General features: G+C 59.9%; 13 protein-coding genes. 7 read left to right on the forward strand and 6 right to left on the reverse strand.

The features are described from left to right. Positions 1-401: 401 nt before the first annotated feature. The 7 genes from L6R21_08835 (at position 402) to L6R21_08865 (ending at position 11,720) form a co-directional block, all read left to right on the forward strand. Positions 402-4,025 (forward strand): FG-GAP-like repeat-containing protein, encoded by a 3,624-nt coding sequence (locus L6R21_08835; protein ID MCK6559295.1) that lies wholly within the window; start codon positions 402-404, stop codon positions 4,023-4,025. A gap of 477 nt (positions 4,026-4,502) precedes the next feature. Then, the gene (locus L6R21_08840) at positions 4,503-6,050 is read left to right on the forward strand and encodes a serine hydrolase (GenBank protein MCK6559296.1); all 1,548 of its coding nucleotides are present in this window, start codon (positions 4,503-4,505) and stop codon (positions 6,048-6,050) included. A gap of 285 nt (positions 6,051-6,335) precedes the next feature. Continuing rightward, positions 6,336-6,539 carry a hypothetical protein gene (locus tag L6R21_08845; GenBank protein MCK6559297.1) on the forward strand — a complete coding sequence of 68 codons (204 nt, stop codon included), beginning with the start codon at positions 6,336-6,338 and terminating at the stop codon, positions 6,537-6,539. Positions 6,540-6,946: 407 nt separating this feature from the next. After that, positions 6,947-8,377 (forward strand): sodium:solute symporter family protein, encoded by a 1,431-nt coding sequence (locus tag L6R21_08850; GenBank protein MCK6559298.1) that lies wholly within the window; start codon positions 6,947-6,949, stop codon positions 8,375-8,377. Between the two features lie 22 nt (positions 8,378-8,399). Continuing rightward, on the forward strand, positions 8,400-9,359 hold the full coding sequence (locus L6R21_08855) for a threonine/serine dehydratase (protein MCK6559299.1): 960 nt from the start codon (positions 8,400-8,402) through the stop codon (positions 9,357-9,359). Beyond that, the gene (locus L6R21_08860; GenBank protein MCK6559300.1) at positions 9,356-10,114 is read left to right on the forward strand and encodes an MBL fold metallo-hydrolase; all 759 of its coding nucleotides are present in this window, start codon (positions 9,356-9,358) and stop codon (positions 10,112-10,114) included. Before L6R21_08855 ends, L6R21_08860 begins: the two co-directional genes overlap by 4 nt. 19 nt (positions 10,115-10,133) lie before the next feature. After that, a complete protein-coding gene (locus tag L6R21_08865) occupies positions 10,134-11,720 on the forward strand; it encodes a T9SS type A sorting domain-containing protein (GenBank protein ID MCK6559301.1) in 1,587 nt (528 codons plus the stop codon). Positions 11,721-11,754: 34 nt separating this feature from the next. Here L6R21_08865 and L6R21_08870 read toward each other — a convergent pair whose 3' ends face one another. The 6 genes from L6R21_08870 to L6R21_08895 all read right to left on the reverse strand — a co-directional run bounded on the left by L6R21_08870 (position 11,755) and on the right by L6R21_08895 (position 18,846). After that, on the reverse strand, positions 11,755-12,117 hold the full coding sequence (locus tag L6R21_08870; protein ID MCK6559302.1) for an STAS domain-containing protein: 363 nt from the start codon (positions 12,115-12,117) through the stop codon (positions 11,755-11,757). 375 nt (positions 12,118-12,492) lie between these two features. Then, entirely contained in the window at positions 12,493-13,179 is a 687-nt protein-coding gene (locus L6R21_08875; protein ID MCK6559303.1) for a hypothetical protein, read from the reverse strand. Positions 13,180-13,273: 94 nt separating this feature from the next. Then, entirely contained in the window at positions 13,274-13,966 is a 693-nt protein-coding gene (rpiA, locus tag L6R21_08880; protein ID MCK6559304.1) for a ribose-5-phosphate isomerase RpiA, read from the reverse strand. Between the two features lie 160 nt (positions 13,967-14,126). Next, complete coding sequence (locus L6R21_08885; GenBank protein MCK6559305.1) at positions 14,127-15,047, reverse strand: P1 family peptidase; 921 nt, start codon at positions 15,045-15,047, stop codon at positions 14,127-14,129. Between the two features lie 54 nt (positions 15,048-15,101). After that, positions 15,102-16,244, reverse strand: a complete 1,143-nt coding sequence (locus L6R21_08890; protein MCK6559306.1) for an AAA family ATPase — start codon at positions 16,242-16,244, stop codon at positions 15,102-15,104. Positions 16,245-16,338: 94 nt separating this feature from the next. Then, positions 16,339-18,846 (reverse strand): ATP-dependent Clp protease ATP-binding subunit, encoded by a 2,508-nt coding sequence (locus L6R21_08895; protein ID MCK6559307.1) that lies wholly within the window; start codon positions 18,844-18,846, stop codon positions 16,339-16,341. Position 18,847: the final 1 nt, after the last annotated feature.

Raw genomic sequence — 18,847 nt, forward strand, 5'->3', positions numbered from 1 at the left:
CCCGGGCGCTCATGATCCGAATCAACTTTGGTTGTTGAATTCTTGCGTCGAACGGGCTTCATAGGGCTCCAAGCGCCCGGGCGGTCCTTCAAATGACCAAATTTCTACAGGGGATCTACGCCAGTTTTCAAACCAGTGAAATCTGATGCCCCGCGGGCAGCAATAAGCCCGATTCGCACACTGTTGTCTCGCACGATGACAGTGGTGGTGGATTTACTTCTCAACCTAACAGTGTACTGACTGTTTTGCCCCTTACCCCTTGCCCTTGCTCCTCGCCCCTCGCCCCTTGACATCCTGCCAAATTTCCCTATTTTCGTTGCTTGCAAACCAGCAGACACCTCCTAATCCGCCAGAGGCCGCCACAGCGCCACCGCGGTCAACCACGAAGAAGGCAAGCGCCCATGATGAGGTTTCGGTTTTGGCTGTGTTCCGCACTCCTTCTTGGCCTGCCTGCAGCCGGTTTCTCCCAATACGCCTTTTATGATTCGGTGCACGGCATCTATTGGTCCCAAGTCGCCCCGCCGAGTGGCGAACGCTTCAGCGACAGCCAGCTCGTGCGCGAGGGCCTGGGCTATCTGACGGACGGGGCCGACAATCTCTACGAATACGACGCCGCGCGACCCCAACCCTGGCGCCGGTTGCCGCAACCGGGCCAGTACAAGATTGCAGAATACTTTGCTCTGGAGGCCGACGACATTTGGGCGGCGGTGGAAGTGCCGGAGATATTCAAGAATATGCTCTATCATTGGGACGGCCACTCCTGGACACCGGCGTTCTCGCAAAACGTGTACAGCATTCTGAATATCTATTTTTCCTCTCCGGAAGAGGGCTGGCTGGCCTGTCACTATGGCGAGGTCTGGCACTACTTGCGTGGTCAATGGCAAAGGGAAAAATTCCCGGCCTTCCTGCACGTGCGTTACTTGGAGCCTGCGCCTGATGGTTCACTTTATGCCGTTTGCCGCGCGCCGCAGCAGGGCGCGTTGCTGCGGCGCTGGCAAGGCGAATGGCAGCTTGTATCCGGTGATTTCTTTCCGAATCTTACCGCGGTGTCTTTCACCCCTTCGAACCGCCTGATCGTTACCGAACCCAGCCTTGCGCCCCGGCGGCTGACATTCGGAAAGCAGCCGGCCTGGAGCTATCCGCTGCGCAACGTGGAGTTTTTTTCTGACGGCGCCGGCTACGGCGTGGATTTGTCAACCATCTATGCTTTTCAAGACACCGCCTGCACCGCCATCGCCACCTCGCCGATTCAACTCTCCGAAGTGCGGTTGTTCAGCAAAACCTTTTCGTGGATTGTGGGCGCGGAGGGTTTGGTGCTCATGCCGCAGCAGCACGTGCCGGCCGCCTTTCCCCAACCCCGGCTGGAATCTTCCTTTCAAATGCTTGAAGTGCCGGTGACGCGCCTGTATGGTCTGGCCGTGTTGCAAGACCGGCCGGCCGCGCCCTGGCGCGTCCATGCCATCGCCACCTATGGCCCCAACATGGTTTTTGATCCGGCTACTTTCTTCCCGTCGCGGGAGAAGCCCAATACCGGCGATCGTTTTCCCGACCACGCGCCACGTTTGAATCTTGCCGGCTCCGAAAACTACACGACACGTGACAGCGTCTCCGGTGCGCTTCTGCCAAACTTCGATCAAGGCGTCACCACCGGCGACCTCAACGGCGACGGCCGCAGCGATCTCGTCGTCACCAGCATGTATGGCCATCCGTTTGTCTACTTCAAAAGCAATCGCGAATTCTATCATGACGTGACTGCCTTTTCCGGTTTGAAAGAGTGGGGCAGCGTGCGCCGGCGCCCGATGCTCGCCACCTTGTTCGATGCCGATAACGACGGCGATCTCGATTTGTTCATTGCCTGCCAGTATGCCAGCAACGCGTTCTTCGTCAACGACGGCCGCGGACGATTCACCGAGATGACCCAGGCCGCCGGCCTGGCCACCACCACCGGCGGCGGCGTCGGCGGCTATGCCGCGGACTTCGACGGCGACGGCTGGCAGGATTTGTATGTCACGTGTGTGAGCCGCACCAACCTGCTCTATCGCAATCGCGGCCCGGAGGGCAGCGGCCGGCCCCGTTTCGAAGACGTCAGCGCCAGCAGCGGCGAAGCCTGCCAGCAAGATCTCAAAGAATCGCAGGGCGCAGCGGTGGCGGACTATGACAACGACGGTGATCTCGACCTCTTTGTCTGTAATCGCATGAGCGCGAGCCTCCTGCTGCGCAACCAGGGCAACGGCACCTTCAAAGACGTCACTGCCGCCGCCGGCCTGGCTCGCCAGGATCAGAGCATGGGCGCGCTCTTCTTTGACGCGGATTTGGACGGCCATCTCGACTTGCTGGTCACGAACATCGGCCGCAATCGCTTCTACAAGAACAGGGGGGATGGCTCGTTCGTCGAACAATCCAGCCAATTTGCCGACTGGGACGGCGCGCGCAACTTGATGGAGGCCAGCCAGCGCCTGGGCGGCAACAGCACCGGCCAGCTCGCCGTCGATCTCGATGAGGACAGCGACCTCGACATGCTCATCGCCAACTACGACACCGGCATGTTTGCCCTGCGCAACGGAATGGACCGCCGGCGCTCCGGTATCGCCATTTCTCTGGAAGGAATTCTCAGCAACCGTTCTGCAGTGGGCAGCCGCGTTTTTCTCTATGAAGCCGATTCCACCGGCAGCCCGGCAAAGTTGGCGGGGCAGCGGCTGATCGAATCCAGCAGCGGCTTTGGCAGCAGTCCCGCTAAAATTGCCCATTTCGGCGTCGATTCCACCAAGACTTATTTCGCCCGGGTTTATTTTCCCTCCGGCATCGTGCGCGAGTTGCGCGGATTGCGCGGCGGCGAGCGGCGCGTGGCGGCGGAGCTTGCCGGCATGGGCGCCAGCGTCATCAAGGCCAGGCGCACGCTGGCGGATTTGTTCCTGGGTTTCCGCAGCCGCGAGCGCTACCTGGTTCTGTTGCTGGGCGCGCTGATACTTTTCCTGCTGGTGAAATTCGGCAGGAAATATTGGGGCGTGGCCGTACATGATGTGCCGCGCCTGGCCTGGACGTTCGGTTTGAGTTATTGGAGCAGCCTGATCTTGTGGCTCGCCGAGAGCCAGCTTGTTTTCATCTTGCGGCCGCTCGTCATCGGCACGGGCCTCACGCTGGCGGCCATGCTCGCCATTCGCTTCCAGCGCATGCGGCGTGCCCGCGCGGCCTCGCTGGAGATGCTGCAGGTGCGGCTGCATGCCTTCGATCACGGCAGCGTTATTCATCAATTGATGAATCGTCTGGCCTTCTATCTCGAGAATCTGCAGAATGGAAACGAGCTGGCGCCGGCGGTGCGGGAAAAGCTGCTGCAGCTCGCGCGCAACACCCATTCCATTCTCAAACAGGAAATCGACGCGATTCTGACCTATCAATACGCGAACAATTTCGCGGCCGATCTGGCGCATGCGCTGGAAAGGAAGTGGAACCAATTCCGCCAACTGCTGCACGGCTTGCAGCGCGCCCTGCAGATGGACGAAAGGCCACAGCCGGAAGTGCTGGCCGCCCTGCGGCGCGGCCAGGAGCAAATCCGCGCGGGCATCGCGGAACTGAAGCAACGCTTGAGCGCGGAATACTACGCCGACGTGCCCCGCGTGATTGCGGATCTGCTGCAACAGCGCGAAAGCAACGGACTGGCGCTGCGGCCGCATCCGGCGATGCCGCGCGCCCGCATCGCCGCGGCTGATCTTGCCTACGTGCTCGATGAATTGGTGAGCAACAGCCTGCGCCATCTCGACGGCCGTCCGGCACAAATCGCTTTCGAACTGCGCCACGCCTATGATGAAGTGCATCTCGAAGTACACGACAACGGCGCGGGCATTCCTCGAGAACTCTGGGAGGAGATTTTCAAACCGGGTTTCACCACCAAAGCCGAAGGCCGGGGCGGTTTCGGGCTGTATCACATTCGCCAGCGGGTCGAAAAAGCGGGCGGCAAAATCTTCGTGGCGGAGAGCCAGCCCGGCGGCGGCACGACCATGCGCATTTGCCTGAAAGCGGAGATCTAGGATTGGGTCGGAGAGATGATCACGCCCGCAAAGTTTTTTGCACCGCGAAGGCGCCAAGAACGCAAAGAAAGATCTCAGAATTGCCGCTGGGCTTGCAGTTTTGGGAATTTCGGTTCAGCCGAGGTTGGGACATTTTCGGACGGACACGCTAGCGCATTTCTTTTGCCGGAAGAGTCGTGAGCCGCTCTGTCATGCTGCCGGCCTCCTTCCGCGCGAAGGGCTTGTGCCCAACGCGGGGAAGATCCGTTGCGGGATGACTTGATCAGCGCCGGTACTGCGCGACAAATACCAGCGCGTCCGGCCAGCACCATCGTCATTGTCATTCAGATAAACCTTGTGAAGTTTTCGGCGACCAGGCCGGGAATTCACAAGATCCCTTTGGGATGACAAAGTCGAGATGTTTCCCTCAGCCAGAACAAGAACAGCGAAGTTGGTTCAAGCTCGCTACAACGATGTGATCACAAAACGGAGAACCCTATGCCAAGCAAGAGAAATTTTCCTGCGAGCACTCGGCGACACGCACTCTGCCTCGCGGCGATCATCTTCCTCGCGAGCGGCGCAGCGCTGAGCCAGACTCTGCCGCTCAAGCGCCTGGACGCCTACCTCGAGCGGGCGCGCGTGCAATGGGAAGTGCCGGGGCTGGCCGTGGCCATGGTGAAGGATGATTCCGTTATTTTTGCGAAGGGCTACGGCGTGCGCGAGCTGGGCAAACCCGGCAAGGTCGATGCGCACACGCTGTTTGCCGTGGCCTCGAATACCAAAGCCTTCACCGCGGCGCTGCTCGGCCTGCTGGTCGAGGCCGGCAAGCTCAATTGGGATGATCGCGTCGTTCAGCATTTGCCCGGCTTTCAAATGTATGATCCCTACGTCACGCGCGAGTTGAACCTCGTCGATCTGCTCACCCATCGCAGCGGCCTGCCGGTTTATGGCGGGGATCATTTGTGGATCGGCGCCCAGCTCGACCGTGAGGAAATCATGCGGCGGTTGCGCTATCTCGAACCCAATGCGCCGTTGCGCGCCAAATTCCAATATCAGAATTTGATGTTCCTGGTCGCGGGCCAGGTCATTCCCGCGGTTACCGACACGAGCTGGGATGACTTCATTCAAGCGCGCCTGCTCCAGCCTTTGGGCATGCGCGAAACCGTCACCAGCATCCGCTTTCTCGCCGGCCGCGACAACGTGGCCGCGCCGCACGAAGTCGTGCAAGGCAAAATTGCCGCCATCTCCTACGACAGCGTTGATGCCACCGGCCCGGCCGGCTCGCTCAACTCGAACGTGATCGACATGGCGCAGTGGATGCGGCTGCAGCTCGGCAAGGGCGTGTACCGCGGCCGGCGCCTGCTCAGCGAATCCACCATGCGCATGTTGCACACGCAACACATGCCGATTCCCGTTGGCGTTTGGGCGGAGAAAAACTTCGGCCGGCATTTTTCCGGCTATGGTTTGGGCTGGTTCATGTATGACTATCGCGGCCAGAAAGTCATGAGTCACGGCGGCGGACTGTCCGGCATGTTCTCGCTGCAAACCTGGCTGCCGGACAAAAACTTCGGCGTCATCATTCTCACCAATTTTGCGCCGCATGACTTGACCGATGCCCTGACCTACCGCATTCTCGATGCCGTGCTGGGCGCGCCCGCGCGCGATTGGAGCGCGGATTTTTTGCGCTGGCGCGAGGAACAGCGCGAGCGTGAGGCCAGGGCCGAGGCGGAGTTGCAGGCGCAGCGCGTCGCCGGAACCCGGCCCTCGCTCGCCCTGGAGGCCTATGCCGGCACTTATTTCGATGAATTCTCGGGCGCGGCGCAAGTGAAGCTGGTAAATGGCAAACTGGTGTTCTACTACAATCCGCGCCACACCGGCGAGATGGAGCACTGGCATTACGACACGTTTCGCCTCACCTGGCACAATCCGATCTATGACATGCCCAAGACAGCCCTGGTTACCTTCTTTCTCGATGAAGCCGGCAGGGTCGAAAAACTCAAGACGGTATTCTACGATCCGATTTACTTCAAACGCGTGAGAGAGTAGGGTGCCAGCACGGCTGAAAGCCTTTCTCGATTTTGGAAAATGGTCGCGGCATCTGTTGCAGCGTGGATCGAGATAACGTACCGGACAAAACTCATCTCGAAGGGAATCGCCAACGGATCGAAACAAGCCAACGGAGGAATCCTGCGGCGCAGTCGGCGTGGTGACGGCATCGTCACTACCCCCGCGGGCTGACAGCTTGCTGACAGCAGGATGGCTAGCCGCCTTGTTCCGCTTTGCCAGGGAACAAGGCACCGGTTTTGAAAGAGTTCTCAAGAGGAAATCACCGTGTCCAATTTCTTTCCCATGCCGGCTGCTGATCGCTGGTATCTGGTCATTGTAATCGTGTTTGCCGCGCTGGCGTTCCTGCCGTGGTCGCGCAGCTTGCACTTCGCAGGCATGGCGTTGTTCGGCTGGCTGATGGCGGGCTTGATGCTGCTGTCGCCCGCGATTGCGCTCATTCTCATTTGGCGGGAACGCCGCAAAGACTGAATTCTGCGAAAAGGCTTTGCACCGCGGAGCCGCAAAGGCACGCAAAGAAAAGATTCGAATCTTGTCCTTCATGATTGCCGGCAAAACATGATTGGGAAATCATTGCGGCTTTGCGCATGGGCGTGAATTCTTTCGCCCAAAGTGGAAAAGGCCGGAGATTTTTAGAATTGATACAAAACCCGCATCAATACGGGTCGAGAAAGCAGCCACCGGACAACTCTTTGCATTTTTTGCAACGAGTTTACTCTTTAGTGACTGAAGTAGTTCCTGGCGCTCTTTGTGCCTTCGCGGTTGACAGATTTGATTGCGGCGATGGCCGCGCCACGGTTGCGCCCAGCGCGGGGAAGATCCTTGGCAGGATAACATGAAAAAATGCCGGTTGGACACTTGTGAATGGGAGACGCTTCATGACCCTCGAACGCGGCATAGTCGCCGCCTATCTGCTGGCTTGCATCGCCATCGGCGTGCTGGCCTCACGCAAAGTGCTGATCTCGCGTGAAGACTATTGGGTCGCGGGCCGCCGCATCGGCACGTGGATCAACGCGCTGGCGATCATGGCCGCGCTCGCCAGCGGCGGCTCGATCATCGGCGTGATGGGGTTGGCCTACCAAAACGGCATTCCCTATGCACTCGCCATGTTTGCCGGCGCGGTGCTCGGCTTTCCACTCGCCGCGATTCTCGTCGCCAAACCGCTGCGCAACTTCGGCAAATTCACCCTCACTGATTTTCTTGTCTTCCGCTATCCGCATCCCGTGGTGCGCTACGCGGTGCCGCTGGTGATTGTCGTCAGCTTCACGGCCTACATCGTCGCCCAAATGAAAGCCGCGGGCCTCACCGCCAATATCCTGCTCGGCATCTCCTACAATCAGGCGGTAACCGGCATGGCGCTGGTGTTCATTTTGTATGTCTCCATCGGCGGCATGCTGGCAGTGACGTGGACGGACGTCGTGCAGGGCCTGCTCATGCTCGCCGTGGTTCTGCTCACCGCGGGCATGATGGTGAGTCGTTTGGGCTCGCCCGCTGTCCTCATGCAGCAGGCCACCACCGCCGCACCAATGCTCGGTGAAGTTGCGCAGCAGCCCTTCAGCAGTTACCTCGGCTCGTTTGTGATTTGGGCGGCGGCCATTCCGGTGATTCCGCATATCGTCATGCGGGTGTTCACCGCCAAAGACGCGCACGGCGCCCGCCTCTCGCTCAACCTGGCAATGGTAGCCTACAGCATCATGATTCTCGCGGCGGTGCTTGCGATCGTGCCGGCGGGCAAGATGCATTTCCCTGCGCTGGCGGATGCCGACACGATTTTTCTCGAAGTAATGAAACAGGAATTCCCGCCGCTGATTCGCGGTTTGGCGGTGGCGGCGGTGATGGCCGCGGTCATGTCCACCACCGACGCGCTGCTGCTTGCCTGCAGCTCGGCGGTGGCGCATGATCTGTTGGGCGAATTCTTGTCGAAACGCTATAGTCTGAGAGCCGTGAACTGGATTGCGGTGGCGGTCGCGTGGATCATCGGTTTGCTCGCGATGTATTTTGCCTATTCGCCGCCGGCTCTGCTCACCGCGTTTTATTCCGCGGCCATCGGGCTGCTGAGCGCCGGTTTGTTCGTGCCGGTGATCGCGGGCTTGTGGTGGAAGAAAGCCACGGCCGCCGGTGGGGTGGCAGCGCTGCTCACCGGCAGTGCGGTTTATCTCGCGGTGCAATTCACGCCCGGCACACCGCCGCTCTCTGCCATTTTGCTGGCCCTGCCCGCGAGCGCATGCGCCATGTGGATTTTCAGCCGGTTCCGGCAACCGGAAGAAGCTGCCCTCGTCGCGGAAGTTGCCCGGCTGCATCCATCTTGAATCTTTCACAACGGAGGCCGGCTTGCAAAAGATCACGCTGGTTGAAGTCCTCGAGGCCCGGCGCGTGATTGCGCCTTATCTCAATCCCACGCCGCTTTATTCCTATCCTGGTTTGAGCCATTTGCTCGGCACCACGACTTACGTCAAGCACGAGAACCATCAGCCGGTGGGCGCGTTCAAGATTCGCGGCGGCATCTATTTCATGAGCCGGCTCGCAGAGGATGAAAAACGGCGCGGTGTGATTACCGCCAGCACCGGCAATCACGGCCAGGCCATCGCCTATGCCTCCCGGCTCTTTGGCGTTGCGGCGACCGTCGTGGTGCCGCAGGGCGCCAACCCGATGAAAGTGGAAGCCATTCGCGCCATGGGCGCCAACCTCGTGTTTCACGGGGAGAACTTCGAAGCGGCGCGGCACTTTGCCGAAGCGCACGCCCGGGAAACCGGCGGCCGTTTCATCAGCTCCGGCGATGAACCGTGGTTGATCGCCGGCGCCGGCACCATCACGCTGGAGATCATCGCAGCCTTGCCGGAAGTGGGAACGATCATTGTGCCGGTGGGTGGCGGCAGCGGTGCTGCCGGCTGCTGCATCGTGGCGAAGACGATCAACCCGCAGATTCGCGTCATCGGCGTGCAGGCCGAGAAGGCGCCGGCCGTTTATCTCTCCTGGAAATCGCGCGGGCGCGTGGAAGCCAAGATCGAAACTTTTGCGGAGGGACTGGCCACTGCCGCGCCGTTCGATTTGCCGCTTGCGATCATGCTCGAGCATCTCGACGACTTCGTGCTGGTGAGTGAGGAGGAAATGCGGCAGGCCCTGCGCTTGTTGATCGAACATACCCGCAATCTGCCGGAGGCCGCGGCCGCCGCGCCTCTGGCTGCTGCGCTGAAAATCAAAGCGACGCTCGCGCCCCGGCCGCTGGTGCTGGTGATGAGCGGCGGCAACCTCACCCTGCAGCAATTGCAGCAAGTTTTGGCAAACGCATGACTGAGTTGAGAGAGTTTCGTCCCGGCTTGTGGCTCACCGAGCTGCAACTGGAGGAATTCGCCGTGCGCGGCGCCGTGCTGCTCGGCAACCAACGCGCGGCGGTGTGGGACACGCTCTCGCATCCGCGCGACATGCAGCCGGTGGCGCAATTGCTGGGTCGCCGCGATTTTGTGCTGATTTACAGTCACGCCGATTGGGATCACGTGTGGGGAACCGCCGGCCTGCCTTTTTCGGACAAAATGATCTGGGCGCACGCGCATTGCCTTGCCCGCTTTCTGAATGAAGTGCCGGTCGAGTTGCACGAGAAGCAAACAGCCGAGCCGGGTAAATGGGATGAGGTTGTGCTGGTTCCGCCCACGCATGTTTTCGAAGCCGCGCAGCCGTTCGATCTCGGCGCAGTGACGCTCACGCTGCATCATCTTCCCGGCCATACGCGAGACAGCATTGTTGGCTTTGTGCCCGAGTGGGGTGTGCTATTGGCCGGAGATTCAGTGGAAACGCCGTTTCCCTTACTCAATGCTGCAAGTCCGCTCGACCTTTGGAGCGCGGCATTGCAGCGCTGGGCCGCGGACGAGCGCGTGCAACATGTTATTCCGGCGCATGGAGAAATTGGCGGCCGCGAATTGCTTCGGCAAAACCTCGCTTACCTGCGCGGCTTGCGCGAGGGCGCGGCCGTCGTTCCCCCTGCCGGCTTGGATCCCTTCTATCAAGCCGCCCATCGTGAAAACCTGCGCCTGGCGCAGAAACTTGATTGATTCGCAATGAGGTGCGGAAATGAGAAAGCTGAGGCAGTGGACGCCCCTCTGGTGCGCCATGTTGTTCGCCGCTGCTCCGCTGTTGGCGCAACATCAAAACGTGCTGGTGAGCAATTTGAATTATCCCAATGAACCGTGTATTGCCATCGATCCCAATAACACCGGCCGCATGGTGGCTGCCGCCAACCTGAACAACTTCTACTACTCGAGTGATGCGGGATTGACGTGGACAGGCGGCCGCGCGACTTCGACTTATGGCGTGTGGGGTGATCCGGTGGTGGTCGCGGATTACCAGGGCAGTTTCTACTATTTTCACCTCTCGAATCCGCCCAACGGCAATTGGATCGATCGCATCGTGTGCCAAAAATCCACCGATGGCGGCAAGTCGTGGTCAAGAGGAACGTTCATGGGGCTGGTGCCGATCGCCGGCGGCGCCAAAGCGCAGGACAAAGAATGGGCTGTCGTCGATCGCAACAATCACATCTATGTCACCTGGACGCAGTTCGATCGCTACGGCAGTGCCGCTCCACAGGACAGTTCGATTATTCGCTTCGCCAAATCAACGGATGGCGGCGAGACCTGGTCGGAGCCGGTGCGGATCAACCAAGTTGCGGGTGATGCCATTGACAGCGATAATACCGTGGAGGGCGCGGTGCCGGCGATCGGGCCGCAGGGCGAGATCTATGTTGCGTGGGTGGGGCCGGCCGGCATCGTGTTCGACAAGTCCACCGACGGCGGTGAAACCTGGCTGGCGGACGATATCTTCATCGACGCCATGCCCGGCGGCTGGAATTTTTCCGTGCCCGGCATCTATCGCTGTAACGGTTTTCCGGTGACGGTTTGTGATTTGAGTGACAGCCCGCAGCGCGGCACGATCTATGTGAACTGGTCGGATCAACGCAACGGCGAGCATGACACCGATATCTGGCTGGCGAAATCGCACGACGGCGGTTTGACGTGGAGCGCGCCGATCCGGGTGAATGACGACAGCCCCGGCCGGCATCAATTTTTCACCTGGATGACGATCGATCAGGTCAATGGCACGCTTTACTTCGTCTTTTATGATCGCAGGAATTACGGCGACAACCGTACCGACGTTTTCATGGCGATGTCGCGGGACGGCGGCGCCACCTTCACCAATTTTCAGGTCAGTGAGTCGCCCTTCACGCCGCGGCCCGAGATCTTTTTTGGCGATTACACCAGCATCGCGGCGCACAACAATGTCGTGCGTCCGATCTGGACGCGGCTGAACAACGTCGAGCTGAGTTTGCTGACGGCGATTGTCGATCTCGACCAGATTACCGGCGTCCAAGACCGGCACGCACTGCCGCCGCAGACACATGCGCCGGCGCAGAATTTTCCGAATCCGTTCGACGAGGCCACCTATCTCTCCTTCAAATTGCACCGGCCGGCGATTCTCAGTTTGAAGATCTATGATCTGCTCGGCCGGGAAGTTGCGACCGTCATCGATCGCAAGCCCTACGGCATCGGCCAGTACGTCGAGAGTTTTCAGCCCCGGGACTTGGGACTGCCCAGCGGTGCATATTACTACGTGTTGCAGAACGGCAGCGCGGTGATGAGGAACAGGATGATCTATGTGAAGTAGGCCGGCATGGTGGCCGCACTCCTCTGCTGCCACCTCAGTTCCTCGAAATCTCTTCGCAGCCGTAGAAGGCCGCCAGCGCTTCGTGCTTGCTGTCGTAGGCTTCGAACACGCGATTGAGATTGGTCAGTTGCAGCAATCGCCGGACGTTGCGGTGCACGCCGGTGAGCTTGAGTGCGCCGTTGACCGCGTGCAGCTTGCGGGCGGCGCCCACCAGCACGCCGAGCAAAGTGCTGTCGAGGTATTCACACCGCGACAGATCGATCAGCAGGCGGCGCTCGCCGGCCGCGATGAAATCAAACAACTGGCGGCGCAACTCGTTGGCGAGCGCAAAATGAGTCTCGCGGCTGGGGATGCAAATGACGAGGATATTGTTTTCGTGGTTGGTTTCGCAATGCATGAACGCCTCCGCAGAATTCTGCAAAATGGCAACCGGCGGTGCCGGCGGGCGCGTGGTTGATTGACGGATTGTGATGAAGACGCGGTTGGATACGCGTGAGGCGGGTCAAGAATCGGTGTGTGACCCCGGCCAGAATGCCACTTTAGTACCGGCGTCGCAGAAAAATGCAGAAAAGCGAAAAATGATTGCCCGTCCGCAATCACGAGCTTTTGAGAAATTGTTCCCGCAACGGCCTGGCCGTTGCATCGAAATCCGCAGAGTCTCCGCGAGATCAGGCCACCATTCCAGTGCCCGGGAAGATGCCTTCAGCATGGCATTAGAAGACAACGGCTCTTCATGCAAACGACAAGCGCAATAAGGCAACAGGCGAACGGACTATTCAGCGCGAATGGACCGGCGCCATTCCCGCTCGACCTCGGCGGCTGGCAGGTTCCACGCCGCCAGGCAGGCCTCGGGCCAGGCCTCGCCTTCCTGAAATTGACGGAGCAGTGAATTGATCTTGGCGGGTCCGTATTGCTCTTCGAGAAAACGGGCGAGGCGATAGAGGCTGAAATAGAGGGCAGCCAACTCTTCCTGAGTTTGCGCGGCGGCGAGCCGCGTTTCGAATTGGGAAAATTCCGTCACCGGCGCGGCGCGCCGGCCGGGTTTGAGATGCTCGATCTCGCCGGAGTGAAATACTGCCAGGGCTTCGCTCAACCAGCGCGGACAAGCGCCGGTGGTCGCTGCCGCGAGCAAGCAGTGCATGATTTCATGCCGGATGGTGCTGGCGAGTATGCCGCGTTCGCGCAGCACCCGCACGGGTTGCAGATGAATCATGCCGTTTTGATAAACCGAAGCCAGCCACCAGGGTGAGCGCGTCTGCTGGCAAAAGGCGTAAGAGGTGGCAGCGAGATGGATCCGGATTGGAGGCGAGGTGGGGGAGGGGTATTTCTCGCTGAGGGTTTGCCAGGAGGCCACCGCCAGGTCCAAAACTGTGGCGGCTTCCGCTTCGCTGTGACCGATCGCAAAGGTTACAGTCACCGGGCCGCGCGCCATCGTGCGCAGCGGCTGGCAGGGCAGCATGCTCGCCCAGCCCAACACCAGCGCGCCGGCAATTGGCCACCACTGCCGCCGGCGCCGCCGAGTCCTTTTTCCTGCCGGAGCGAAGCGAGAGAAGCTAGGCCGCCCATCTTTCTGCAATGCTGCCATCGCGCCTGCCCACGATTACCAAATCCGCGACCGCGACAAACAATCCCACCTCGACCACGCCGACAATGCTCTTGAGGAGCTGCAGCAGCTTCTCCGGCTCGGCGATTTCGCCAAAAGCGCAGTCAATGATGAAATTGCCATTGTCAGTTCGAAACGGTTTTGCCGGGCTGCCGCGCAGCGCCGTTTTGCAGCCCAGGCTGCGCAAAATGGCGGCAGTGGATTGCCAGCCGAACGGCAGCACTTCCACCGGCAGGCGAAACCGGCCGAGCTTGGGCACCAGCTTTTTTTCATTCACCATGATGATGACGCGGTCGCTGCGCGTGGCAATGATCTTCTCGCGCGCGAGCGCGCCGCCGCCGCCTTTGATGAGATTGCAGTCAGGATCGACTTCATCGGCGCCGTCGAGAGTGAGATCAATCTTGTGAAAGGCGCCGGCGTCTTGGATCAGGGGAATCCGCAGCCGTTTGGCGAGTTGCGCAGTCGCCGCCGAGCTGGGCACACCGGTGATCCGCAATCCCGCGCGGAGGCGCTGGCTGAGCGCACGCAAGGCCAGGGCAGTGGTGCTGCCGGTGCCCAAGCCGACCGTCATCTTGTTTTCGACGTATTGCAGTGCGGCCGCCGCGGCAAGCTGCTTCTGTTGATCAGTGGAGAAACGAGGCATGTGGCTCTTTCGCAGTTTGGTTTTCTTAAAGATGAATCGCGGCAAAAAAAGCAAACACTCGAACTACGAAGACGCTGAGGTCTTGGCGTTTCAATTCAAGGAGTTTTTCTCCGCGTGCCCAGCGACTCTGCGGTTGAATTTTGGGTTCAGCTCTTTCCGGTCATGTGTTGGCAGCCCGCACCGCAGACACGATCGCTGCGGCAACGAGTTCAGCGGCCAGCGCGCCGACCGCCAGCAGGCTGGCCTGTTCTTTTCCACAAGAGATGGCAAAGACCATGTCCCCGTCAAACGGCGTGTGCGCCGGACGAATGGCGCGCGCCAGCCCGTCCTGCGCCATTTGCGCGATTTTGGTGATCTCCACCCGCTGGAATTGCGCATTGGTGGCGACCAGCACCAGCGTGGTGTTGCTCCAGGCGCGTGCCGGCGCGAAGGGATGCGAACGCAGATAGGCCTGAGTGTCCAACCAACCGCCCTCGGCGTTGCGCGCGCCGGCCACCAGGGCACCGGTTTGGGGATCGACGATATCGCCATACGCATTGACCACGGCCAGCACGCCGATCACCAACGCGCCGTGGCGCCAGGAGGCCATGCCCACACCGCCGGCCATGCTGTGCGGCACGCCGAGAATTTTGCCCACGGTGGCGCCGCAACCTGCGCCCACTGCGCCCTGGCGCGACTCCGCCGTCGAAGCTTCGCAGCAGGCTTGATACGCCATTTCCGCAGTGGGCCGGATTTTGGGATCGCCTACGTGCAGATCAAAAATCACCGCTGCCGGCACGATCGGCACCTTGGCAACGCCGACGTCGAAGCCGAGATTCTGCTCCTCCAAATAGCGTTGCACGCCCGCCGCGGCATTCAAACCAAACGCGCTGCCGCCGGTGAAGAAAATGCCGTGCACTTCCTGCACCAGCCGCACCGGTTTGAGCGCTTCGATTTCGCGCGATCCCGGCGCGGAGCCGCGCACATCAACACCCGCGATGGCGGGCGGTGGCGGCAGGATGACGGTGCAGCCGGTGCGGGCGGCCGCGTCATGCGCGTGGCCAACGCGCAAGCCGGGCACGTCGCAAAGGGAATCAGGCATGGAAGCAAAGTCAGACGGTATGAGGGCGGCGCCGCGACTTGCCGCGGCGTCATGCTATTTGACCAGGGTTGGTTTCAGGCCGCGGCGGAAGAAGGTGGATTTCTTCGGCTGCGCCTCCTCGCCCAGATTGCGATCGCTGAAGAAGAAGAGATCGCTGATCATCAGCCCGATGGAATTGCGCAGCGGCTTCCAGTTCTCGCGATAAGCCTCGCTATCGACGCTGGTGCCGTCCTTGTCCTTCACCACCAGCCGCACGCGCTGGGGGTTTTCGCGGTTGATCATGAAAGGCGAGTGGGTGGTGTAGAGAATCTGGTTTTTGATTGCCAGATCTTCCATCACTTTGATCAAGTCCTTCTGGCCGGCGGGATGCAGGTGAATGCCGGCTTCATCCACCAAAAAGATGAACTCATTGGCGCGCGCGTCCACCGTCTGGGCAATGAAGTTGATGTAGAAGGAGAGGTACCAGCGAAAGCCCAGGCTGCGCGATTCCGGCGTGTCGAACACCGTGGTGCCGTCGGAAATGTCGATATAGAGAATGTTGCCGTTGACGTTGAGCTTGATCTCGATGGTGGGTTCCTGTGACCAGGCGCGGCGGATTTGCTGCGTGATCAGGCGGCTGGCTTCCTCGCTGGCGCGGCGGCCACGGGTGGAATCCTCGAAGATAAGCTCGGGGTTGTTGATGCCGCCGATGCGCAACAGGTTGCGTTCGGTGCGGTAATGGTCGCCGCCTTCCAGCAGATCCTCGAGCGTGGCGCGGTTCTTAAGCAACTGGATTTCGTCGAAGTAAAGCAGCTTGGGCAGCGTGGCGAGAAACATGTCCTTTTCGCGCAAGCCGATTTCCGACTCGCCGACGAACACATGATAATCGTCGAGCGTCGGACCTTCTTTCTTCACCAGCAGCGTTTCCGTGTCTTTGAACGCCTCGCTAAAGCGCAGCAAATTGCGGCGATTTTCTTTGGAGATTTGGGAAAATTCCAGCGCCACTTCCGGGCATTTGCCTTGATAATAGTAGTCGGAATACTGGCAGGTGAGCGTGTTGTCGAATTGTGCCCCCGGGCTGAAGGCGTACAGCGCTTTCAAAATGTTGGTCTTGCCGCTCTCATTGGCGCCGACCAGAGCGGTGATTTTGGGATCGAGCGGGAACGCCAGTTCGAAGATCGACTTGAATGCCCTCACAAAGACACGTGATATCGTCATGTGCTGCCTCAACGGGTAGGTGTTCTATAAACAACAAAGCCCGATCTCGAGTTGCCGCCGCAGATCGGGCTGAAATCTTTTCAGGAAGACCAAGTCAATTTTCCACCGCTTCCGATTCGGGTTTCTCGTCATCGGCCGGAGGCTCGGGCTTGGGTTTGTATTCCGCCTTCTCCACCACTTTGCGGCCGGCTTCGATAAACTCCAGACCCTCGCCGCTCTTGTCCACGCGAATCTGGCTGCCGTCGGTGAATTGTCCGCGCAGGATGTGTTCGGCGATCGGATCTTCGATGTTCTTCTGAATCACCCGTTTCAAGGGCCGCGCCCCGTACACCGGATCGAAGCCCTTCTCCGCGATGAAGTCCTTGGCGCTGTCGGTGAGATTGATCGCGATCTGGCGGTCGGAGACTTTCTTGAGCATCTCGCTCACCACGATGTCGATGATCTGATTCATGTGCTCACGCGTCAGGCTGCGGAACACCACGATTTCATCCACGCGGTTGATGAACTCTGGATTGAACAGCCGCTTGACCTCCTCCATGATTTTGCTCTGCATCTTGGCGTAGTCGATTTCGCCCTCTTCGGTGGAAAAGCCGAAGCCGCCGGCCTTCTTGATTTCCCGTGCGCCGACGTTCGAGGTCATGATCAAGATGGTGTTCTTGAAATCAACCTTGCGGCCCAGGCCGTCGGTGAGGTGGCCGTCGTCGAGGATTTGCAGCAGGATGTTGAAGACATCCGGATGCGCCTTTTCGATTTCATCGAAGAGCACCACGGAATAGGGGTGGCGCCGGACTTTTTCCGTCAACTGGCCGCCCTCTTCATGGCCGACGTATCCGGGCGGGGCGCCGGTCAAACGCGAGACCGCGAACTTTTCCATGAACTCCGACATGTCCAGCCGGATGAGCGCGTCTTCTTTTTCGAAGAGATATTTGGCCAGCTCCTTGGCGAGTTGCGTCTTGCCGACGCCGGTCGGGCCGAGGAAAATGAAGGAACCGATCGGCCGGTTGGGATCCTTCAAGCCGGCCCGCGTGCGCCGGATCGCCTTGCAGAGCAGGTGAATCACCTCATCCTGCCCGACAATGCGCTTTTTGAGTTCCTCCTCCATGCCGAGGATTTTTTCATTTTCGGATTGCGCGACTTTGCGCACGGGAATGCCGGTCATCATCGCCACCACGTCGGCGATATCGTCTTCGCTCACGGTGGCGATGACTTCGTCTTCGGTTTCTTTCCAGCGCCGCTTGGCCGCGTCCAGCTTGCGGTTCAGCCGCTTTTCCTGATCGCGCAACACCGCCGCGCGCTCGAACTCCTGGTTCTTGATCACGCGGTCTTTTTCCTGGCGGACTTTCTTGATCTCGTCCTCCAGTTTGGTAATTTCCTTCGGCACCACGATGTTGGCGAGATGCACCCGCGCGCCGGTTTCATCGAGCACGTCGATGGCCTTGTCCGGCAGGAAGCGATCCGTAATGTAGCGTTCGGAAAGCTTCACCGAAGCGGAGATCGCGTCGGGCGTGTAGGTGACTTTGTGATGCTGCTCGTAGCGGTCTTTCAGCCCTTCGAGAATCTGGATGGTTTCTTCGGGGCTGGGCGGATCGACCATGATCTTTTGGAAGCGGCGTTCGAGTGCGCCGTCTTTTTCGATGTACTGCCGGTATTCGTCCAGCGTGGTGGCGCCGATGCACTGCAATTCGCCGCGCGAGAGTGCCGGTTTGAACATGTTGGAGGCGTCCAGCGAGCCGCTCGCGCCGCCGGCGCCGACGATGGTGTGCAATTCGTCGATGAACAGGATCACATCCTTGGCGCGGTAGAGTTCGTTCATGATCGCCTTCATGCGCTCTTCGAACTGGCCGCGGTACTTCGTGCCCGCCACGATGGCGCCCAGGTCGAGCGTGACCACGCGCTTGTTGTGCAGGATGCGCGGCACTTTGCGCTCGACAATGCGCAGCGCCAAGCCTTCGGCGATGGCGGTTTTGCCCACGCCCGGCTCGCCGATCAACACCGGATTGTTCTTCTTGCGGCGGCTCAGGATTTGCGCGACGCGCTCGATTTCACGCTCGCGGCCGATGATCGGATCGAGTTCGTTCTTGCGCGCCAGTTCGGTGAGGTCGCGGCCGAAGTGATCGAGCGCCGGCGTCTTGGAGCGCTGCGGGTTGGCTTCCTTGCTGGAAGGGGTGCCGCGCAGAATGTTGTCAAGCTCCTCCCGCACGGCTTCGTAGGTGATGTCGAAGTTCAGCAGCACCTGGGCGGCGACGCCGTCCTTCTCCTTCACCAGCGCCAACAGGAGATGTTCGGTGCCGATGATGTCCGACTTGTATTTTTCCGCTTCGACATAGGCCATCTTCAGGATCTTTTCGGCCCGTTTCGTGAACGGAATGTTGCCGATGGTCATGGTTTCGCCGGTTGACTTCACGGCGTCTTCGACGGCGCGTTTGATTTCATCGAGATCCGTTCCCAGGTTCCGCAAGATTTCCACGGCAATGCCTTCGCCTTCGCGGATCAGTCCCAGGAGCAGGTGTTCGGTGCCAATATAATCGTGCCCCAAGCGCAGTGCTTCCTCGCGTGAAAACTGGATGACCATCTGCACTCGGCTCGAGAAATTATTCTTCATT

This window comes from bacterium, from assembly GCA_023150945.1.
Classification (GTDB): Bacteria; Zhuqueibacterota; Zhuqueibacteria; order Zhuqueibacterales; family Zhuqueibacteraceae; genus Coneutiohabitans.

Excerpts from the sequence above, each read along its gene's own strand:
- L6R21_08840 (MCK6559296.1), top strand. The coding sequence starts at position 4,503 with ATGCCAAGCAAGAGAAATTTTCCTGCGAGCACTCGGCGACACGCACTC.
- L6R21_08860 (MCK6559300.1), top strand. The coding sequence starts at position 9,356 with ATGACTGAGTTGAGAGAGTTTCGTCCCGGCTTGTGGCTCACCGAGCTG.
- L6R21_08835 (MCK6559295.1), top strand. The coding sequence starts at position 402 with ATGATGAGGTTTCGGTTTTGGCTGTGTTCCGCACTCCTTCTTGGCCTG.
- L6R21_08865 (MCK6559301.1), top strand. The coding sequence starts at position 10,134 with ATGAGAAAGCTGAGGCAGTGGACGCCCCTCTGGTGCGCCATGTTGTTC.
- L6R21_08875 (MCK6559303.1), bottom strand. The coding sequence starts at position 13,179 with ATGCTGCCCTGCCAGCCGCTGCGCACGATGGCGCGCGGCCCGGTGACT.
- L6R21_08885 (MCK6559305.1), bottom strand. The coding sequence starts at position 15,047 with ATGCCTGATTCCCTTTGCGACGTGCCCGGCTTGCGCGTTGGCCACGCG.
- rpiA (MCK6559304.1), bottom strand. The coding sequence starts at position 13,966 with ATGCCTCGTTTCTCCACTGATCAACAGAAGCAGCTTGCCGCGGCGGCC.
- L6R21_08895 (MCK6559307.1), bottom strand. The coding sequence starts at position 18,846 with ATGAAGAATAATTTCTCGAGCCGAGTGCAGATGGTCATCCAGTTTTCA.
- L6R21_08870 (MCK6559302.1), bottom strand. The coding sequence starts at position 12,117 with ATGCATTGCGAAACCAACCACGAAAACAATATCCTCGTCATTTGCATC.
- L6R21_08850 (MCK6559298.1), top strand. The coding sequence starts at position 6,947 with ATGACCCTCGAACGCGGCATAGTCGCCGCCTATCTGCTGGCTTGCATC.
- L6R21_08890 (MCK6559306.1), bottom strand. The coding sequence starts at position 16,244 with ATGACGATATCACGTGTCTTTGTGAGGGCATTCAAGTCGATCTTCGAA.